Genomic DNA, 15,801 nt, shown 5'->3' with positions numbered 1-15,801 from the left:
TCCCCGGGTGAGCGAAACGCTGTTCGCCGAGGGTGAGCAAGGTGGGCTTTCGTTTCCGATAGACTCATGCCCGCGCCCCTATAGCTCAGCGGTAGAGCTACGGACTTTTAATCCGCAGGTCGTAGGTTCGATCCCTACTGGGGGCACCGGTTTTTCGCCTGGCGCCGCGTCACAGCACGCGGGAGCGCGTGAGGAGAGCGAGCAGCTTCTCCTGGTCGAAGCGGAACGTCGGCGCCGCGAGCGAGAGCGCCGCGAGGCCGATGCCCGGCAGGCGCACGGGAACCGCGATCGTGGTCATCCCGACGAGGAATTCATCCGAGATCACGGCGTAGCCCTGCTTCCGGATCTCGGCGACGGTCTCGGTCGATCCGGCATTCGGTCCGGCAGGTTCCTCATTCTCGAAGGCGCGCAGCACCTGGCCGGACGCCGAGGACGAGGCCGGCATGGTGCGCCCCGCCGCGAGGTCCGTCATGAGCGAGCTGTCGATCGTCACCCGGTACAGGATGAACACCTGGCCGTCGCGCAAGACGGAGAGGCTCGCGGTCTCACCGGATCGGGCGGCAAGCGAGGCGACGCGCGCCGCGATCTGGGAGCCCAGGTTCGCCTGCTCGAGCGCCGCGGTGCCGAGGGTGATCGTCGAGAGCGCCACCTGGTAACTGCCGCCGGGGTTCTGGATCACGTACCCCGCCTCCATCAGCGTGCGGAGCTGCTGATGCACCGTCCCCTTCGGCAGCCCTGAGCGCTCCGCGAGGTGCCCGAGCGACATCGGGATGCCCTGCTGCGACAGGAGCGTCAAGAGGTTCAGGCATTTCAGCGAGGAGCTCAGAATCCGCGATCGTGTTTCCCCCGATGAAGCCATCCCCCGAGTATTGCAGAGCGGCTCACCCGCGACCCGCCCGCATCGTCGCCCGCGGCCAATTCCCCCTCCCGCGTTCGGCAATGCCGAATCCCGTTCACGCTGATCAACCCACTTTCGTCGGGCACCAAGACCGGCGCGCACCCGCCGCATGTTTGCGCCACGATCTATCTAGGCCCATCGTCGCCTGGATACAGTCTCGACGGACAGGTGCCATCCCGGCGCCTGAAACTGACCAAAGGAGCTCGCGTGGACAACGACGCCCAACACGACCTTCGGAGCAGCGACCGCGCCGACGACTTCGCCTCCACCCGGATCCCGCTCACCGAGCGGCGCGGGCAGTCCTCGATCTTCATGATCCTGTTCGGGATCGTCACCGCGTTCTTCTTCCTAGCGACCGGCGGTTCCTACTTCTCCACCTACGGTGCGACGGCGACGTGGACGGGCCTCGCGATCGGCTTCGTCGTACTGATCCTGCTCGCCGTGATCATCTCTCGTGCCGCGTCGCGCGAGGGCCTCACCGCCGAGCTGATCACGCGGGCGTGCGGATTCGGGTACTCCGGCACGATCCTGACCTCGCTCATCTACGCGGTGACCTTCATCTTCTACACGGCCATCGAGGGGCAGATCCTCGCGGACGCCGCGGGGCACCTCCTCCCCCTGCCGCCCCTCGTCTGGTACGCCATCGCGGGCGCGATCTTCATTCCGCTGCTCTGGAAGGGCACGACGCAGCTCACCTGGCTCATGTGGCTCACGATCCCGGTCTACGTGGTGCTCATCACGCTCGCCATCGTGCGCGCACTGGGTCTGAACGGGGGCTTCCCCGCTCAGATCTTCGTGGGCGAGGCGCCGGGAGGGATCGCGGCCGGGGTCGCGCTCTCGGGCGTCCTGGCCGGCCTCGCCGGCACGATCGGGCTCAACCCGATCGAGGCCGCGGACTACAACCGCTACATCCATCCGAGCAAGTTCAAGAGCTCGTTCTGGATCTCACTCGTGCTGCCCTACGCCCTCATGTTCTTCTTCGCGATGCCGCTCGGGATGTTCTTCGCGGCCTCGACCGGCGACAGCAATCCGGCTTCGATGTTCGCGACCCTCCTCGGCCCGCTGCTCGCCGTCGTGCTCGCGTGGGTCTCGCAGATTCGCATCAACCTCACGAATATCCACCTCGGCTCGATCGCGCTGACGAGCGTGAGCAATCGCGCGCACCACTCGCCCTACGCCCGCCGCATCTGGACGGTCGTCATCTGCGTGGCTGCGATCCCGCTCATGGCCATCAATATCGTCCAGTACATCCTGCCGTTCCTCGCGTTCAACGGGGTGTTCCTGCTCGCATGGGTGGGGTGCATCGTCGCGGATCTCACGATCGTCCGGCGCGTGCTCAAGATCGTCCCCCGCGAACTGGTCTTCGAGCGCGAGCGGGTGCGCTCGTTCAATCCCGTCGGGCCCGTCGCGCTGATCGTTGCCGTGACGGTCGGATCCATCATCCTCTTCACGCCCGGCCTCGGCACGGTGAGCAGCTTCGCGGCGTACATCGGCTTCGCCGTCGCGGTCGTGGTCCATGTGATCATGGCGAAGGCGACAAGCGGCAAGTTCTACACGAAAGGCGCATGACCAATGACAGAAACACAGGATCTCGACGGCTTCTCGGACAAGATGTCCGCTCAGCCACCCGCGGACATTGACCGGGAGCGCTGCGCCCTCATCGTCGTCGACATGGTGAACGCGTACCTCGATCCGGCCGGCGAAATGCCGGTGAGCGACGCCGGACCCGTCATTGACGCGACCCGCGCCCTCGTCGACGCGACCCGGGCCGCCGGCGGCAAGGTCGTGTGGGTGCGCCCCGGCCACACCGAGGGAGCTGACGGGCTGTTCCGGATCCGGATCCCGCACGCCATCGGCGAGGGGCACGGCGCGCAGATCCATCCCGATCTCGCTCCGGACGAGGCCGAGAAGCTCATCAAGAAGCGCCGGTACTCCTCCTTCTTCGGCACCGACCTCGACATGTACCTGCGTGAGCACGACATCCGCTCGGTCATCGTGTGCGGCGTCGCGCTCAACATCTGCGTGCGCAGCACCGTCCACGACGCCTTCTTCAACGGGTACGACGTCTTCGTCGTCGAGGAGGCCTGCAAGGCCACCGGCGAACGAGAGCACGAATCGACTCTGTACGACATCGCCACCCACTTCGGCCAGGTGCTCTCACTCGAAGACGCCGTCAGCCGCCTCGCCTAGCCGAACCAGAAAAGGAGCAGCCATGCCCAACCCGCTTCCCGAGATCGTCACTGCCCACGGAGTCGTCCAGGTGCGCAAGACCATCTGCACGATCGAGACCGTCACCGCCGACGCCGGGCGCCCCGCCCCGGCCCCCATCCACCGCGTCGTCGTCGGCGCCGTCCTGAAGAACCCGTTCGCCGGCGTGTACGACGAGGAGCTGCAGCTCCTGCGCGAGGCCGGCGGCGTGTTCGGGGCGTGGGCCATGACCACCGCGATGGAGCTCCTGCCCGGCGAGGTGAAGGCGTACGGCAAGGCGGGCGTCGTCGGCGAGCAGGGTGAACTCGAGCACGTTGCGGCCCTCCTCCACCCGGTGTTCGGTGGCCCGACGCGGGACATCGCCGAGGGGATCTCGATCCTGCCGAGCGTGAAGAAGCGCGGGGGCACGGGGTGCACGGTCGACATTCCGGTGCACCACAAGCGCGCGATGAAGATCCGCGACTACTTCGACTCCGTGACGGTGAGCGTGGCCGACGCGCCGCTGTCCGACGAGCTGCTCCTCCTGCTCGCGGTGACCGATGGCCCGCGCCCGCACGCGCGCATGGGCGGCCTGATGGAGGAGGACGCGATCGGCGAGGACGGGATCAACTAGGCATGCGGGTTCTGCTTGCGAACTGCGGCGCGATCGTCTCCGGGCGGCTCGACGCGCCGCTCGCCGACGGCGATTCGATTCTCGTCGAGGACGAGCTCGTCCGCGAGGTGGGGTTCGGGATCTCGCCCGATCGCGCGGATCGCGTCATCGACGTTCGCGGTGCGACGGTCGTTCCCGGCCTCATCGACACCCACTCGCACCCCGTCATCGGCGATTTCACCCCGCGGCAGAACGCGGTCGGCTGGACGGCGCGCACGCTGAACGGCGGCGTCACGTCGCTCGTTTCCGCGGGCGAGACCCACTGGCCCGGGCGGCAAAAGGACGGCGCCGAGGCCGCCGCGATCTGCGCGGCCGCGTTCCTCACCTCGCGAACCCGTCAGCCCGGCTGCTCCCGGGTGTTCGGCGGTGCCCTCCTCCTCGACCGGGGCATCACTGAGCAGGATCTCGACACGCTGCACGCGCTCGGCGTGCGGCGGCTCGGTGAGATCGGGCTCGGATCCGAGAAGGACGTGTCGCGGATCGCGGAGCTCGTGGCGCACGCGAAGTCGCTCGGCTGGGTCGCCCCGCTGCACTTCGGCGGGGCGTCGGTTCCCGGATCGAGCGTCGTGGACGCCGGGATGGCGCTTCGGATCCGGCCGACGGTCATCAGCCACGCGAACGGCGGCCCCACGGCCCGCCCGGTCGAGGAGGCCTTCGCGCTGATCGAGGAGACCGAGGTCGCGATCGAGCTCGTGTTCGCCGGCAACGCGCAGGTGGCGAGCCAGATCGTCCGGAAGCTCGGCGAGCGCGGGGAGCTGCACCGCCTGCAGTTCGGCACCGACACGCCCTCGGGCACCGGGGTCGTGCCGCTCGCGCTCCTGCGCACGATCACCGAGGCGGCGAGCCTCGGCGGGCTCGATCCGGTGCAGGCGCTCGCGATCGCGAGCGGGGTTGCGGCCGCTCGGTACGGGCTGCTGTCGCCCTCGGGAAATCCGCTCGGCGTCATCGAGGCGGGCGCACAGGCCGATCTTGTGGTTCTCTCGAACCCCCTGGGATCGGAAACGGCCAGCGCGTTCGACGCCATGTCGAACGGAAACGTGCCCGCGGTCATGGTCGTCCTGGTCGACGGCGAAATCGTCATCACGCGCAGTTCCGTAACGCCCCCGCCCGAGCACGCTGCTAGCCTGGGAGGGCTGGCATAGCCTGCGAGAAGCCTGGCGATCCGCTCCCCTCAGAATTGGGTTTCATGCACATGGAGCCCATTTCTGCGTTGCGGTGGCCGGTTCCGTCGCTGGCCATCAGCGTGTTCGCACCGTTGAGAATTTCATTCCCATGAAACTTTCAACTATTCATCTGATGAGATTTGCTACACTCGTAAATTATCCGGGGGGAAGGCGCCGATTCTCTGATATCGGCGCGAAGTACACAGATTGATTGGCGATGCCTTTCGGTCACGTCCGGCGCTCATCGTCGCCGGGCCCACAGACCGCGATGCCGCCCGTTGCATGCTCCCCCCCAGTGTGCGGCGGGTGGTATCGCGCCTTTTTTTGCGCGCTCACTCAGTGGACGAAGACGAGCAGGCCCGCGACGGCCACGAAGAGCGACCCAAAGGTTGAGTTGAGCACGCGCTGGCCGCGCCGTGACTCCGAGTATCGGCGGAACGGACGGGCGGCGACCGCGAAGAAGCCCCACATCACGACGAGATCCACCGCGACAACGGTGACGATGAGCACGAGATACTGCGGGATCGCCGGCTGATCCACCCGGATGAACTGGGGCAGGAACGCGAGGAAGAACACGATGGCCTTCGGGTTCAGGATGTTGACCCAGAAGCCTCGCCGCGCGAGCGACCAGGCACTCTCGGTGGGCGGAGCATCGGCCTCGTCGCCGTCGGGGCGGGGTGCCGCGGGGGCATCCGGGCGCGCGATGATGAGCCGGATCCCGAGATAGACGAGATACGCGGCGCCCGCATAGCGGATCGCATTGAAGAGCACGGGGCTCTGCGCGACGAGCACCCCGACGCCCGCTGCGACGACTCCGATGTGCACGATGAGCGCGAGCTGCTGGCCGAGCACGCCCCAGCCGGACCTCCGCCAGCCGACGCTCATCGAGTTCGACATCGTGTTGATGGCGCCGGCCCCGGGCGTCAGGCTGATGACGACGGTCGCGGCAAGCAGCGACACCCAGACCGAGAACGACACCACCACAGCGTACCCCGCTGAACCGGCAAGTCGACGGTCGCTGGGACGTGGACGGGGCGAGCCTTGCGACTCGGACTATGCGGCTCCGAGTCGCATCGTCGTGATGCAGGTCGGGGCGTCCGGCTCCCCCGTTGAGATGACGCGCTCGGCGACCCCACCCTCGTGCGTGATCCGGAGCGCGATCTCGCGGTCGCGCGGCAGCCACACCCCGGCGAAGCCGTTGTCGGCGGTCGTGCGCTGCTCGGCGAGCGACCAGGCGCCGGCCCCGGTGTTCTCGCCTCCCACCGCCTCGGCTTCGATCCCGATCTGCTCATTCGAAAGCTCGCCGAGGCAGCTCGTGAGGCTGTGGAAGTGGCACTCGTGCGTCGCCTCCGCATAGGGCGCGACGGAAACATAGAACTCGTCCTCCGGCATCGGGAGGCGCGCCTCCTCGCCCCGAGCGTTGCTGAGCACGAGTTCCTCAGGCTGCACCGACGCCATGAGATCCTTCGGCCGCTCGGCGACCGGCGTCGCCTCGAGCTCGTCGATCACCTGCTTCGCGTCGAGCCCGGCGAGGCCGTGCGGAGCGAGGAGTTCGTCGGCCTCGACCGCCGCCGGCGCCGCGGGAGGCTCCTGGCTCGCGGCGCCCGAGCAGCCCGCGAGCAGGAGCACGCTCGCCGCGAGCGCGCCCGCGACGGCCCCGAGCCGCACCCGTATTCCACCCACAACGACCAACGCAATCCCCCCAGGTCCGAGTTGAGGCAGGCACGGAAATATACCCGCCAGGGGTATCCTGCCACGCCCACCTGACCACACCTTGCCGGTTCTGCGCTACCCGAGCCTTTTTTTCGCGATAAATCGCACATGCAGCGCAGAACCGGCAAGGTGGGCGGGGGTGCCGCGCGCTCCGCGGGCGTCCGGGTGGCGAACACCGGATGCCGAGGTCAGCTATGCTATTGATCATGAGAATGGTTATCAATAAAGCTCAGACCTCCACATCTCGTCTCGCACGCCGCTGCGCCGTGGGGGCGGCCGCGTTTGCCACCGCCGCGCTCGCGCTCTCCGCGTGCACGGCCCCCTCGACAGCAAGCGGCAGCATCCAGCCAGGCGACGAGACGTCAAACCGCGTGGTCATCCTCGACAACAACCCGCTCGGCACGTACAACCCCGTGAACAACCACGGCCGAAACGGCGAATCGCTTGTCTACCAGGGCCTCTTCCGCCCGGTGCCGGGCAAGACGAACTCCCAGCCGGAGATGAAGCCGGTGCTCGCGGCGTCCGAGGCGGTCCCGAGCGACGGCAACCGCACCTGGACCGTCAAGACCCGCACTGGCGTGACCTTCTCGGACGGCACCACCTTCGGCCCGGAGGACGTCGTCGCCACCTACTCGGCCCTCATCAACCCGGCCGTGGCCTCGACCGAGCTGGTGCGCTGGCAGAACCTGCAGAGCGTTGAGGCGACCGACGATGAGACCGTCGTCTTCCACCTCGCGGCGCCCTCACCGGAGTTCGATCGCCTCCTCCTCGCCGGCATCGCTCCCAGCGAGCGCCTCGACGAGGAGCACGCGTCGACCCCGGACGCCGTGCCCGCGAAGGATTCCTCCCTCAACACGGATCCCACCGGCACCGGACCGTACGTGCTCGATAGCCTGCGCGCCGACCAGGCGGTGTTCGTCCCGAATCCCGACTTCTGGGGTGAGGCACCGGAGGTGTCAGAGATCGTCGTGCGCCACGTCGAGGACGAGAACGCTCGCGCGCAGCAGCTCAAGAGCGGCGAGGGCGACGGCACCGCGCTGGATGCCCGCCTCGCGCAGAGCTTCGCAGGCGACGATGCCTTCACGATCACGTCCCGCCCGAGCGCGGACTGGCACGCCGTCACCCTCCCCGCGGCGCACCCGTTCGTCTCCGATCCCCGGGTCCGCATGGCGCTGAATCTCGCGGTCGACCGCAAGGCGATGGTCGACGGAGCGCTCGACGGCAACGGCCAGGCGAACTCCACCTTCCTGGCCCCGTTCCACGGCGAGGCCTACGATCCGGCCCAGGAGATCCCGCACGACGTCAAGCAGGCGGAGCGGCTGCTCGATGAGGCGGGCTGGAAGAAGGGATCCGACGGCATGCGCGCGAAGGACGGCACCCCCGCCGCCTTCGACCTGATCTACTTCACCAACGTCGGCGAGACGCGCGGCCTCTTGGCGCTGGCAACGGCCTCCGACCTGCAGAAGATCGGCGTCTCCGTGAACCCCGTCGCCAAGAACTCCGCGGACGTGTCGGATCAGGACTACCAGACGACGCCGATCGTGCTCGGCGGCGGAAGCCAGCCCTACTCGATCGATGCGCAGTTGTACACGGTGCTGCACTCGCAGTACGCGGTGCCCGGCGTCGGCGCCAAGTGGGACAACGCTTCCGACTACGTCAATGCGGACGTTGATGCCGCACTGGATGCCGCGCGGGTCGAGTCCGACGCGGCCGTTCGGGACGGGCACTACCGCGACTTCCAGAAGGCCTACGCGGCCGATCCAGGCATGCTGCAGCTCGCCTACCTCGATCACGTGTACGTCTCGCGCAATCAGGGCTGGGATGAGCCCGGTTCGGTGCTCGAGCCGCACTCCCACGGCGTGGAGTTCGGCCCGTGGTACACGATCGCCGAGTGGACGCGCAAGTGACATCGATCACCCGGGCGAATCGGCGGGCGCCGATCGCCCGGGTGATCACCAGGCGGCTGACGTTCATGCTGCCGATCCTCGTGATCGTCAGCATGGGCGTCTTCGCCCTCGCCGCGCTGAGCCCGCTCGATCCACTCGACGCGTATCTGAATGGGCAGTCCGCGAGCCTGACCCCCGAGCAGCGCGAGCAGATGCGCGCTCACCTGGGGCTCGATCAGCCCTGGTGGGGCACATGGTGGTCCTGGGCCAGCGGGACGCTGCACGGCGACTTCGGCCAGTCCCTCGTCTACCGGCAGAGCGTCAGCCAGGTGTTCCTGGAGCGGCTCCCCTGGACCCTGCTGCTCGGCGCCGCGGGCGTCGGCGTCGGCGTGCTCGCCTCGATGGTCATGGGCGTCGCAGCGGCGTTGCGGCCGGGTTCTGCGCTGGATCGGGGGATCTCAATGATCGCGACGCTCCTGCAGGCGCTGCCGCCGTTCGTGATCGGGATGGGTGTCATCGCCGTGTTCGCCGTCACACTGCACCTGAGCCCCACGGGCGGACTGACACGACCGGGCGAGCCCATCACTCCGGGCGGCGTCCTCTCCCACCTCGCGCTCCCCACGATCGTGCTGGCGCTGTCGCAGATGCCGTGGCTGATTCTCGGGCTCAGGCAGACGCTGCGCGACACCCTGCGCGACGATGCGATCGCCTTCGCGCGGCTGCGCGGGATCCGGCGGATCACCGTCATCCTGCACCACCTCCTGCCGCTCGCGCTTCCGCCGTTCATCGCCCTGGTCGCGATGCGACTGCCCGAGCTGGTGGCCGGATCGGCGATCGTTGAGGCGGTGTTCGCCTGGCCCGGCCTCGGATCCGCCATCGTCCAGGCCGCGCAGCGACTCGACTTGGCGCTGCTCGCCACCCTGACCCTCGCGACTACCGCGCTGGTGCTGACCTCCATGCTCATCGCCGACGTACTCTACGTGCGGCTCGACCCGCGGGTGGATGGCGATGTCTGAGCCCCGGATCGCACGGCCCCGGATCGCACGGCCCCGGATCGCACGGCGCGGGATCCCCCGGCCCCGGATCCGCCGCCGCGGCGCGAGCGTGCGCTTGGCTGCGGTGACGCTCGCCCTTCTCGGTGCCTTCGCGCTGCTGACTCCCCTGCTCATCCCGCACGACTCGCGAATCGTCGACTTCGCCGTTGCCGGCCACGCGCCCAGCTGGGAGCATCTCTTCGGCACCGACTCTCAGGGCCGCGACCTCTTCGTTCGCGTGGCGATCGCCCTCCGACTATCGATCGCGATCGCCCTCGTGGTGGCCCTCGTCGCCTCGGCGGCGGGCGTGATCGTCGGGGTCGTCGCCGGATACCTCGGCGGCGCCGTCGACCAGCTCCTCATGCGATTCGCCGACACCGTGAACGCGCTTCCGCACCTCGTGCTGGGCCTCGTGATCGTGGCGATGTTCCGCGGCGAGGTCCTTGCCATCGTGGTCGCCATGGTGATCACCCACTGGGTGACGATCGCCCGCATCGTCCGCGCCCAAACGCTCGCGCTGCGCCACTCCAATCTCGTTGCGTCCGCCTGGCTCAGCGGCATGTCACGTCCCAGGATCATCGCGATCCACCTGCTCCCAGCGGTCGCGGGGCAGGCGGTGATCTCGGCGTTGCTGACCGTGCCACACATCGTCTGGCACGAGTCGACGTTCTCGTTCCTCGGAATCGGATTGCCGCCGCACGAGCCGAGCCTCGGCACGCTGCTCTCGGACGCGCAGGCCGGCATCCTGCTCGGCCAGTGGTGGCTGCTGGTGTTCCCGGCAGGCGCGCTCGTGCTGGTGACGCTCGCCATCGGCGTCCTGGGCCAGGGCTTCGCCCGCCGAATCAACGGAGAAACGCTTTGAATGAGCATCCAGAAATTCCCGCCCGGCGCTCAATCGCGGGCCGGATCGCCGACGGTGTGCGCGTCGATCGCCTTGCCGTGAGCGTGCAGGATGGCGGCGCACTCGTGCCGGTGCTGACCGGGGTCGATCTTCGCCTGGAGCGCGGCCAGGTACACGCCCTGATCGGGGATTCTGGCTCGGGCAAGAGCACCCTCGTGCGCGCCCTGAGCCGCTCGCTGCCCCCGGCGTCCGTGACGTCCGGGCAGGCCCGCCTCTCGACGGGGCGCGAGGACGTCTCGCTGGTGCAGCCCCACGCGTCATCCCCGTTCGCGGCGCTCCCGCCGACCTCTGCGCTCGCGGGGAGAACCGTTGCCGTGGTGCCGCAGTCAGCGGCCACCGCGCTGACGGCTGTGCGCACCCTCGGGTCGCAGCTGGTCGAAACCTGCGACGCCGTGGGCGCCACGCGAGCGCCCGCCGAGTTGCTCGCCGAGGTCGGGCTGGGTCCTGCGACGATGTCCCTGTATCCCCACCAGCTCTCGGGCGGGATGGCCCAGCGCGCCACGCTCGCATTCGCGTTGGCGGGCGATCCGGAGCTGATCCTCGCCGACGAGCCAACGTCAGCGCTGGACTCCGCGCTGAGCGACACGATCCTGCGCCTGCTGCGTGACCACGCGGACTGCGGTCGCACGGTGCTGCTGGTCACGCACGACCTGGCGCAACTGCGCCGGACCGAGCTGGTCGACACCATCACCGTCATGCGCGACGGCGAGGTCGTGGAAAGCGGCAGCGCGCGGGTGATCCTGGACTCCCCCGCGCACGAGCACACGCGCCGCCTCGTCGCCCCGCCGGCCGAAGATCTCCGGCGCGAGGGCGCGGGGCGGATCCCGGTCGCGAGCGACGACCTCCCGCGCGGGCCGGGATCGGGGCTGCGCGCGGAGCATCTTGAGTGCGCAGTCGTCGAGGCGGGTGCGAGCCGACGCGTCATCCTCGAAGACGTCAACCTCACCGTTCGACCGGGCGAGATCGTGGGCATCACTGGCCCCTCGGGATCGGGGAAGACCACGCTCCTGCGGACGCTGAGCGGCCTGCAGCGCCCCAGCGCGGGGAGGGTGCTGCTCGAGAAGGAGCCCGTCGGCAGCTCGACGCGCGGGCGGATCGGCCTGGTGTTCCAATCGCCGCGGACCGCCATGGACCCGCGCATTCGCCTGGAGCGGGCCATTCGGCTCGCGGAGCGGGAGGCTGCGAGGGCCGGGCGCCTGACCGGGGACGACCGTGCGGACGACCGGCTCGAAGCCTTCAGCCTCGAGATCGGTCTCGACGAGAAGCTCCTGACGAGGCGGCCTCAAGCGGTCTCCGACGGGCAGCTGCAGCGCGCGGCTCTCGTCCGGGTGCTGGCGCAGCGACCCGACGTCATCCTCTGCGACGAGCCCACCGCGGCGCTCGATGCTCCCACCGCGCTCGCGGTCATGCGCGGATTGCGGGAGGCCGCCCTGAACTGGGGATGCGGCATCGTGATCGTGAGTCACGACGTCGCAATGCTGACCAGGATCGCCGATCGCATCGAGGACGTCCGGCAGTGGGCCAGGGACAGGGTCGCAGCGGAGTAGCGGGGCGCGGATCGGTGCGCCGATGGGCCGAGCCATCGGCGCACCGATACTCAACGAAAGACCAAGGTCACTTGTCGAGCGCAGTCACGTACGCTGCGTGAATGCCGCCGTCCACCTTGAAATCCGTCGCGTTGATGTACGAAGCACGATCCGACGAGAGGAACGCCACGGCTTCGGCAATTTCGTGTGGCGCTCCGAACCTGCCCCGCGGCACGTGAACGAGCCGGCGCGATTTCTCAGAGGGATCGAACAGGTCGGCCAGAAGCGGGGTCTCCACCGGCCCAGGGCTGACCGCGTTCACGCGCACACCGTGCTTCGCGAACTCCACGCCGAGTTCACGGGAGAGGGCGAGCACGCCACCCTTCGAAGCGGTGTAGGCGATCTGAGATGCCGCCGAGCCGACGCTAGCAACTAGTGAGGCGGTGTTCACGACGCTGCCCCCGCCGCTCTCGATGAGATAGGGGATGCCGTGCTTGCAGCAAAGAAACACACTCGTCATGTTTACTTCAACGACCTTGTTCCACACACCGAGGTCGGTGTCGAGCACGGACTGATCCGCTGGAAGGGCAATTCCCGCGTTGTTGAAGAGAATGTCGATCTTGCCACTGCGCTCTGCGACCGTGCGATACAGTTGCGCAACCTCTTCTTCATTCGTCAGATCGCATTCAATGAAATAGTCAACCGGCGCGTCACTGGCTCTCAGGTCGGTGCCGACAACGGTCGCCCCCTCACGCGAGAACACCTCGCACGCTGCTGTCCCGATCGAGCCGCTGGCTCCGGTGATGACCGCTACTTTTCCATCAAGCATTCCCATTCGCGGGCTCCTTCTCTGTTACTTGCTGATGTTGGTTCGATACGTTCGCTTCGCGCGAGACACGCGCCCGGCATTCGTCGAGAAACACCCGGAAGAGCCCATCGATGTCGGCTGCCTCCGGATGCCATTGCACACCGAGGGCAAACCCTCGTTCGCTCCACTCGACCGCCTCTACGACCCCGTCTTCGGGGCTGACTGCCGTCACCCTTCCGCCCGATCCGACCCGTTTCACCGCCTGGTGATGATGACTATTCACGGTCGTCAGCCCGGCACCGAGTGCGTCGGCCACAAACGAGTTCGCCGCAACATCGGCTTCATGAAAGGTAGGCCCGTCGAGTCGCCCCGGCGCCTTCCTGTGCCGCGCATCGCCCAGCACACCGATGTCTTGCACGAGGGTGCCGCCGGTCGCGACGTTCATGACATGGAGCCCGCGGCACACACCGAACACCGGTACGCCTTGGGCCATTGCCGCGCGTACCAGCGCGATCTCGCTCCGGTCGCGAAGCGGGACCGTCGCCTCGAGCAGCTCATCGGGAGCCTCCCCGTACATCGCCGGATCAACGTCGGCTCCACCGAGCAGCAGTAGCCCGTCGACGGTGCCGACCAGGCGCTCAGCGCTGTCGATCGTGGCTTCGGAGGGAATGAACGCAACGGGGGTCGCCCCGTCATGCGCAAGGTGACTCAGGTACGTGCTCGCAACGATTGCGGCGGGCATATCCCAGAAGCTCCACCGGGCGCGCTCGTACGCTGCGCACACCCCGATCACGAGAGATGTCTTCACCTGTTACTCCTTAGTGCATCTCGTGGCCGCCGGCCACGTTGAGCGATTGGCCGGTGAGAAACTGTGATCCCTCGCCTGCGAAAAAGGTCACGGCGTTCGTGACATCGTTGGGCAGGCAGGCCCGACCCGCGGGCACCTCGGCGACGAATCGCCGCCGCCATTCCTGAACGTCGGCTTCACCGGTCGCGTCAGCCATCTGCCGAGCGAGTTGATCCATCATCGGAGTGTCGACGATGCTTGGGCAGATGGCGTTGACGGTCACGCCGTGCCCCACGAGTTCAAGCGCGAGTGACTGCACCAGCCCGATCACGCCGAACTTCGAAGCCGAGTAATGCGAGAGCCACGGCTCACCCGTTTTCCCGGCGTCGGAAGAGATCGCGATCAGGCGACCCGTCTCGGCCTCCCTCGCTGCCGCAATCATCGAGCGCAGCGTCACGAATGTGCCGGTGAGATTCACCTCGATGACCCGACTCCACTCGGCAAGCGACAGATTCTCGGCGCGTCCGACCGAAATCACTCCTGCAGCGGCCACCACGAGAAAGCGATCGCGAGGCATACGCAAACTTTCGCCGAGTTGCGCGAACCCGGCATCGTCGCGCACGTCAAGCGGCAGGAACACGGTCGGCTGAGCGTAACCAGCGTCCACATCTGCCTCAGGCGAGCGCACGTCGACACGAATCGTGGCCCACCCCTGCTTGTCCAGGTCGGCGGCAATCGCTGCCCCGAGGCCACCGGCCGCGCCAGTGATGACCGCGAGGCGCGGTGCGGCGCGTACCTCGTCAGGCAGATTCAAAGTACAGCCCCACTTCCCAGTCTGAGACGTGCTTCTTCCACTGCGCGATCTCGGCACGTAGCGTGACCACGTAGTGATTCACAAAGTCATCTCCGAACAATTCGCGTGCGACCTGACTGCCGTGAAGCAAGTCGACCGCCTCCTCAAGCGACCCCGGCAGTTTGACGAGCGAAGGATCGGCATATGCGTCTCCCTCTACCGGTCGCGGCAATTCAAGCTTTTGCTCAATGCCGTACGCTCCGCCCGCCAAGGTCGCTGCGATCGCGAGATACGGATTGACATCAGCACCTGGCATCCGGTTCTCAAGGCGCATCGACTGGGGATCTTCGCCGACGACCCTGAGCGCGGTCGAACGGTTGTCCCATCCCCAGCTCACCGTCGTCGCAGACCAGGAGTAGTCACGAGCGCGACGATACGAGTTAATGGTCGGCCAGTAGAGCGCGGCGAACTCCCGAAGCGTCGCCAGCACACCTGCGACATACTGCTGCCCGACTTGTGAGAGCTCGGCAGATGCACCGTGTGCTCCCTTTGCCATGAAGACAGGTTCGCCAGTATCCGTCGAACGCAGTGATTGGTGAATGTGGCAAGAGGATCCGGCCCATTCGCCATTGGGCAGCGCCATGAAGGAGGCGGTGCGGCCCTCAAGGGCTGCGATCTCCTTGATCCCGTTCTTGTAGATGAACGCGTCGTCCGCGGCACGCAGCGCATCGGTGTAGCGGGCGTTCAGCTCGTACTGCCCTGGTCCGGTTTCGGGGTTCAGCGCCTCAATGTGGACACCTGCATCCTGCAGATACCCCCACCACCGGGCCAGAAAGTCCTGATCGAGAGATGAGCGGAATACCTGATATGTATAGGCGCGCGAGGACAGCGGCTTGAGCTCCCATCCGGACTGCCTGAGCGTCTCGGGAGTGCCCTCGCTGACGTAGAACTCGAACTCGCTCGCAACATAGGGTTCGTAGCCGAGTGCGCGAAGGCGGTCCCTCGCCTGCAGCAGCACGCGGCGCGGCGTGAGCGGCACCTCGGCGCTATCCGGCAGATGATAGATGCCGTTCACCATCACAGTGTTCCGATGCCAGGACAGCACGCGAACGCTCGAAAGATCCGGCCTGAAGAAGATGTCCGGGTAGCCGTTTCTGTGGGTCGGGAAATACGTCTCCAGCCCCTCAGGGGCGAACACGTTCTCGTTGCCGTCGCGAGTAATTGCGAAGAGCACATTGCAGTACGGGACGCCCTCGCCCCCGGCCATTCTCACGAAGTCGACAAGCGGCACACGCTTGCCGATCCATGCGCCGTTCGTGTCTGAGGTTCCGGGGATTACGGTGTCAAAACCGTGCTCCTCGCACCAGTCACTGAATACCTCGAGGCTTTCGAAGCCTCCAGCCGGAACTTGTGCAGTCATGCGTTCCATACC

Annotated in this window: 15 protein-coding genes and 1 tRNA gene; 9 read left to right on the top strand and 7 right to left on the bottom strand. The window is 67.3% G+C overall.

The features are described 5' to 3' along the window. Positions 1–74 precede the first annotated feature (74 nt). Positions 75–146, top strand: a tRNA-Lys gene (locus ACOPJ3_RS04955). Positions 147–169: 23 nt separating this feature from the next. Here the strand turns inward: ACOPJ3_RS04955 and ACOPJ3_RS04950 are convergent. After that, entirely contained in the window at positions 170–796 is a 627-nt protein-coding gene (locus ACOPJ3_RS04950; protein ID WP_427870726.1) for an IclR family transcriptional regulator, read from the bottom strand. A gap of 309 nt (positions 797–1,105) precedes the next feature. Between ACOPJ3_RS04950 and ACOPJ3_RS04945 the strand changes: the two genes are divergently transcribed. From ACOPJ3_RS04945 to ACOPJ3_RS04930, 4 genes are read left to right on the top strand one after another with little or no spacing between them, the layout of a single operon-like run. Beyond that, a complete protein-coding gene (locus tag ACOPJ3_RS04945) occupies positions 1,106–2,467 on the top strand; it encodes a purine-cytosine permease family protein (RefSeq protein ID WP_427870725.1) in 1,362 nt (453 codons plus the stop codon). A 3-nt stretch (positions 2,468–2,470) separates the two neighbouring features. Beyond that, on the top strand, positions 2,471–3,088 hold the full coding sequence (locus ACOPJ3_RS04940; RefSeq protein ID WP_427870724.1) for a cysteine hydrolase family protein: 618 nt from the start codon (positions 2,471–2,473) through the stop codon (positions 3,086–3,088). 22 nt (positions 3,089–3,110) lie between these two features. Continuing rightward, a complete protein-coding gene (locus tag ACOPJ3_RS04935; protein ID WP_427870723.1) occupies positions 3,111–3,719 on the top strand; it encodes an amino acid synthesis family protein in 609 nt (202 codons plus the stop codon). 2 nt (positions 3,720–3,721) lie between these two features. Further along, on the top strand, positions 3,722–4,900 hold the full coding sequence (locus ACOPJ3_RS04930; RefSeq protein WP_427870722.1) for an amidohydrolase family protein: 1,179 nt from the start codon (positions 3,722–3,724) through the stop codon (positions 4,898–4,900). A gap of 357 nt (positions 4,901–5,257) precedes the next feature. On the opposite strand, the gene ACOPJ3_RS04925 is transcribed toward ACOPJ3_RS04930, so the two are convergent. Both ACOPJ3_RS04925 and ACOPJ3_RS04920 read right to left on the bottom strand, forming a co-directional pair. Further along, on the bottom strand, positions 5,258–5,899 hold the full coding sequence (locus tag ACOPJ3_RS04925) for a LysE family translocator (RefSeq protein ID WP_427870721.1): 642 nt from the start codon (positions 5,897–5,899) through the stop codon (positions 5,258–5,260). Positions 5,900–5,974: 75 nt separating this feature from the next. Beyond that, positions 5,975–6,589, bottom strand: a complete 615-nt coding sequence (locus ACOPJ3_RS04920; protein ID WP_427870720.1) for a CueP family metal-binding protein — start codon at positions 6,587–6,589, stop codon at positions 5,975–5,977. 251 nt (positions 6,590–6,840) lie between these two features. Here ACOPJ3_RS04920 and ACOPJ3_RS04915 point away from each other — a divergent pair, with 251 nt between their 5' ends. Genes ACOPJ3_RS04915 through ACOPJ3_RS04900 form a run of 4 tightly spaced genes read left to right on the top strand, consistent with a single transcriptional unit; the run spans position 6,841 to position 12,002 of the window. Then, positions 6,841–8,541, top strand: coding sequence for an ABC transporter substrate-binding protein (locus ACOPJ3_RS04915; protein WP_427870719.1), 1,701 nt, complete (start codon positions 6,841–6,843; stop codon positions 8,539–8,541). Then, complete coding sequence (locus ACOPJ3_RS04910) at positions 8,526–9,536, top strand: ABC transporter permease (protein ID WP_427870718.1); 1,011 nt, start codon at positions 8,526–8,528, stop codon at positions 9,534–9,536. The genes ACOPJ3_RS04915 and ACOPJ3_RS04910 overlap by 16 nt, the downstream gene beginning before the upstream one ends. Beyond that, entirely contained in the window at positions 9,529–10,416 is an 888-nt protein-coding gene (locus tag ACOPJ3_RS04905) for an ABC transporter permease (RefSeq protein WP_427870717.1), read from the top strand. The genes ACOPJ3_RS04910 and ACOPJ3_RS04905 overlap by 8 nt, the downstream gene beginning before the upstream one ends. After that, on the top strand, positions 10,413–12,002 hold the full coding sequence (locus tag ACOPJ3_RS04900; RefSeq protein ID WP_427870716.1) for an ABC transporter ATP-binding protein: 1,590 nt from the start codon (positions 10,413–10,415) through the stop codon (positions 12,000–12,002). Before ACOPJ3_RS04905 ends, ACOPJ3_RS04900 begins: the two co-directional genes overlap by 4 nt. A 67-nt stretch (positions 12,003–12,069) precedes the next feature. On the opposite strand, the gene ACOPJ3_RS04895 is transcribed toward ACOPJ3_RS04900, so the two are convergent. From ACOPJ3_RS04895 to ACOPJ3_RS04880, 4 genes are read right to left on the bottom strand one after another with little or no spacing between them, the layout of a single operon-like run. After that, positions 12,070–12,816, bottom strand: a complete 747-nt coding sequence (locus ACOPJ3_RS04895) for an SDR family oxidoreductase (protein ID WP_427870715.1) — start codon at positions 12,814–12,816, stop codon at positions 12,070–12,072. Beyond that, complete coding sequence (locus tag ACOPJ3_RS04890; protein ID WP_427870714.1) at positions 12,803–13,597, bottom strand: gamma-glutamyl-gamma-aminobutyrate hydrolase family protein; 795 nt, start codon at positions 13,595–13,597, stop codon at positions 12,803–12,805. Before ACOPJ3_RS04890 ends, ACOPJ3_RS04895 begins: the two co-directional genes overlap by 14 nt. A 10-nt stretch (positions 13,598–13,607) precedes the next feature. After that, entirely contained in the window at positions 13,608–14,390 is a 783-nt protein-coding gene (locus ACOPJ3_RS04885; RefSeq protein WP_427870713.1) for an SDR family NAD(P)-dependent oxidoreductase, read from the bottom strand. Beyond that, positions 14,377–15,789, bottom strand: a complete 1,413-nt coding sequence (locus ACOPJ3_RS04880; protein ID WP_427870712.1) for a glutamine synthetase family protein — start codon at positions 15,787–15,789, stop codon at positions 14,377–14,379. Before ACOPJ3_RS04880 ends, ACOPJ3_RS04885 begins: the two co-directional genes overlap by 14 nt. Between the last annotated feature and the right edge of the window lie 12 nt (positions 15,790–15,801).

Origin of the sequence: Leucobacter luti (assembly GCF_050310065.1) — a bacterium.
In the GTDB taxonomy this organism is placed as follows: Bacteria; Actinomycetota; Actinomycetes; order Actinomycetales; family Microbacteriaceae; genus Leucobacter; species Leucobacter luti_B.
The sequence above is the reverse complement of the archived record's forward strand: the minus strand, read 5'-3'. Positions and strand labels throughout refer to the sequence as shown.

Bases quoted from the DNA above. Each gene is read 5' to 3' on its own strand.
- ACOPJ3_RS04940 (WP_427870724.1), top strand. From the start codon at position 2,471: ATGACAGAAACACAGGATCTCGACGGCTTCTCGGACAAGATGTCCGCT.
- ACOPJ3_RS04935 (WP_427870723.1), top strand. From the start codon at position 3,111: ATGCCCAACCCGCTTCCCGAGATCGTCACTGCCCACGGAGTCGTCCAG.
- ACOPJ3_RS04930 (WP_427870722.1), top strand. From the start codon at position 3,722: ATGCGGGTTCTGCTTGCGAACTGCGGCGCGATCGTCTCCGGGCGGCTC.
- ACOPJ3_RS04915 (WP_427870719.1), top strand. From the start codon at position 6,841: ATGAGAATGGTTATCAATAAAGCTCAGACCTCCACATCTCGTCTCGCA.
- ACOPJ3_RS04905 (WP_427870717.1), top strand. From the start codon at position 9,529: ATGTCTGAGCCCCGGATCGCACGGCCCCGGATCGCACGGCCCCGGATC.
- ACOPJ3_RS04895 (WP_427870715.1), bottom strand. From the start codon at position 12,816: ATGGGAATGCTTGATGGAAAAGTAGCGGTCATCACCGGAGCCAGCGGC.
- ACOPJ3_RS04880 (WP_427870712.1), bottom strand. From the start codon at position 15,789: ATGACTGCACAAGTTCCGGCTGGAGGCTTCGAAAGCCTCGAGGTATTC.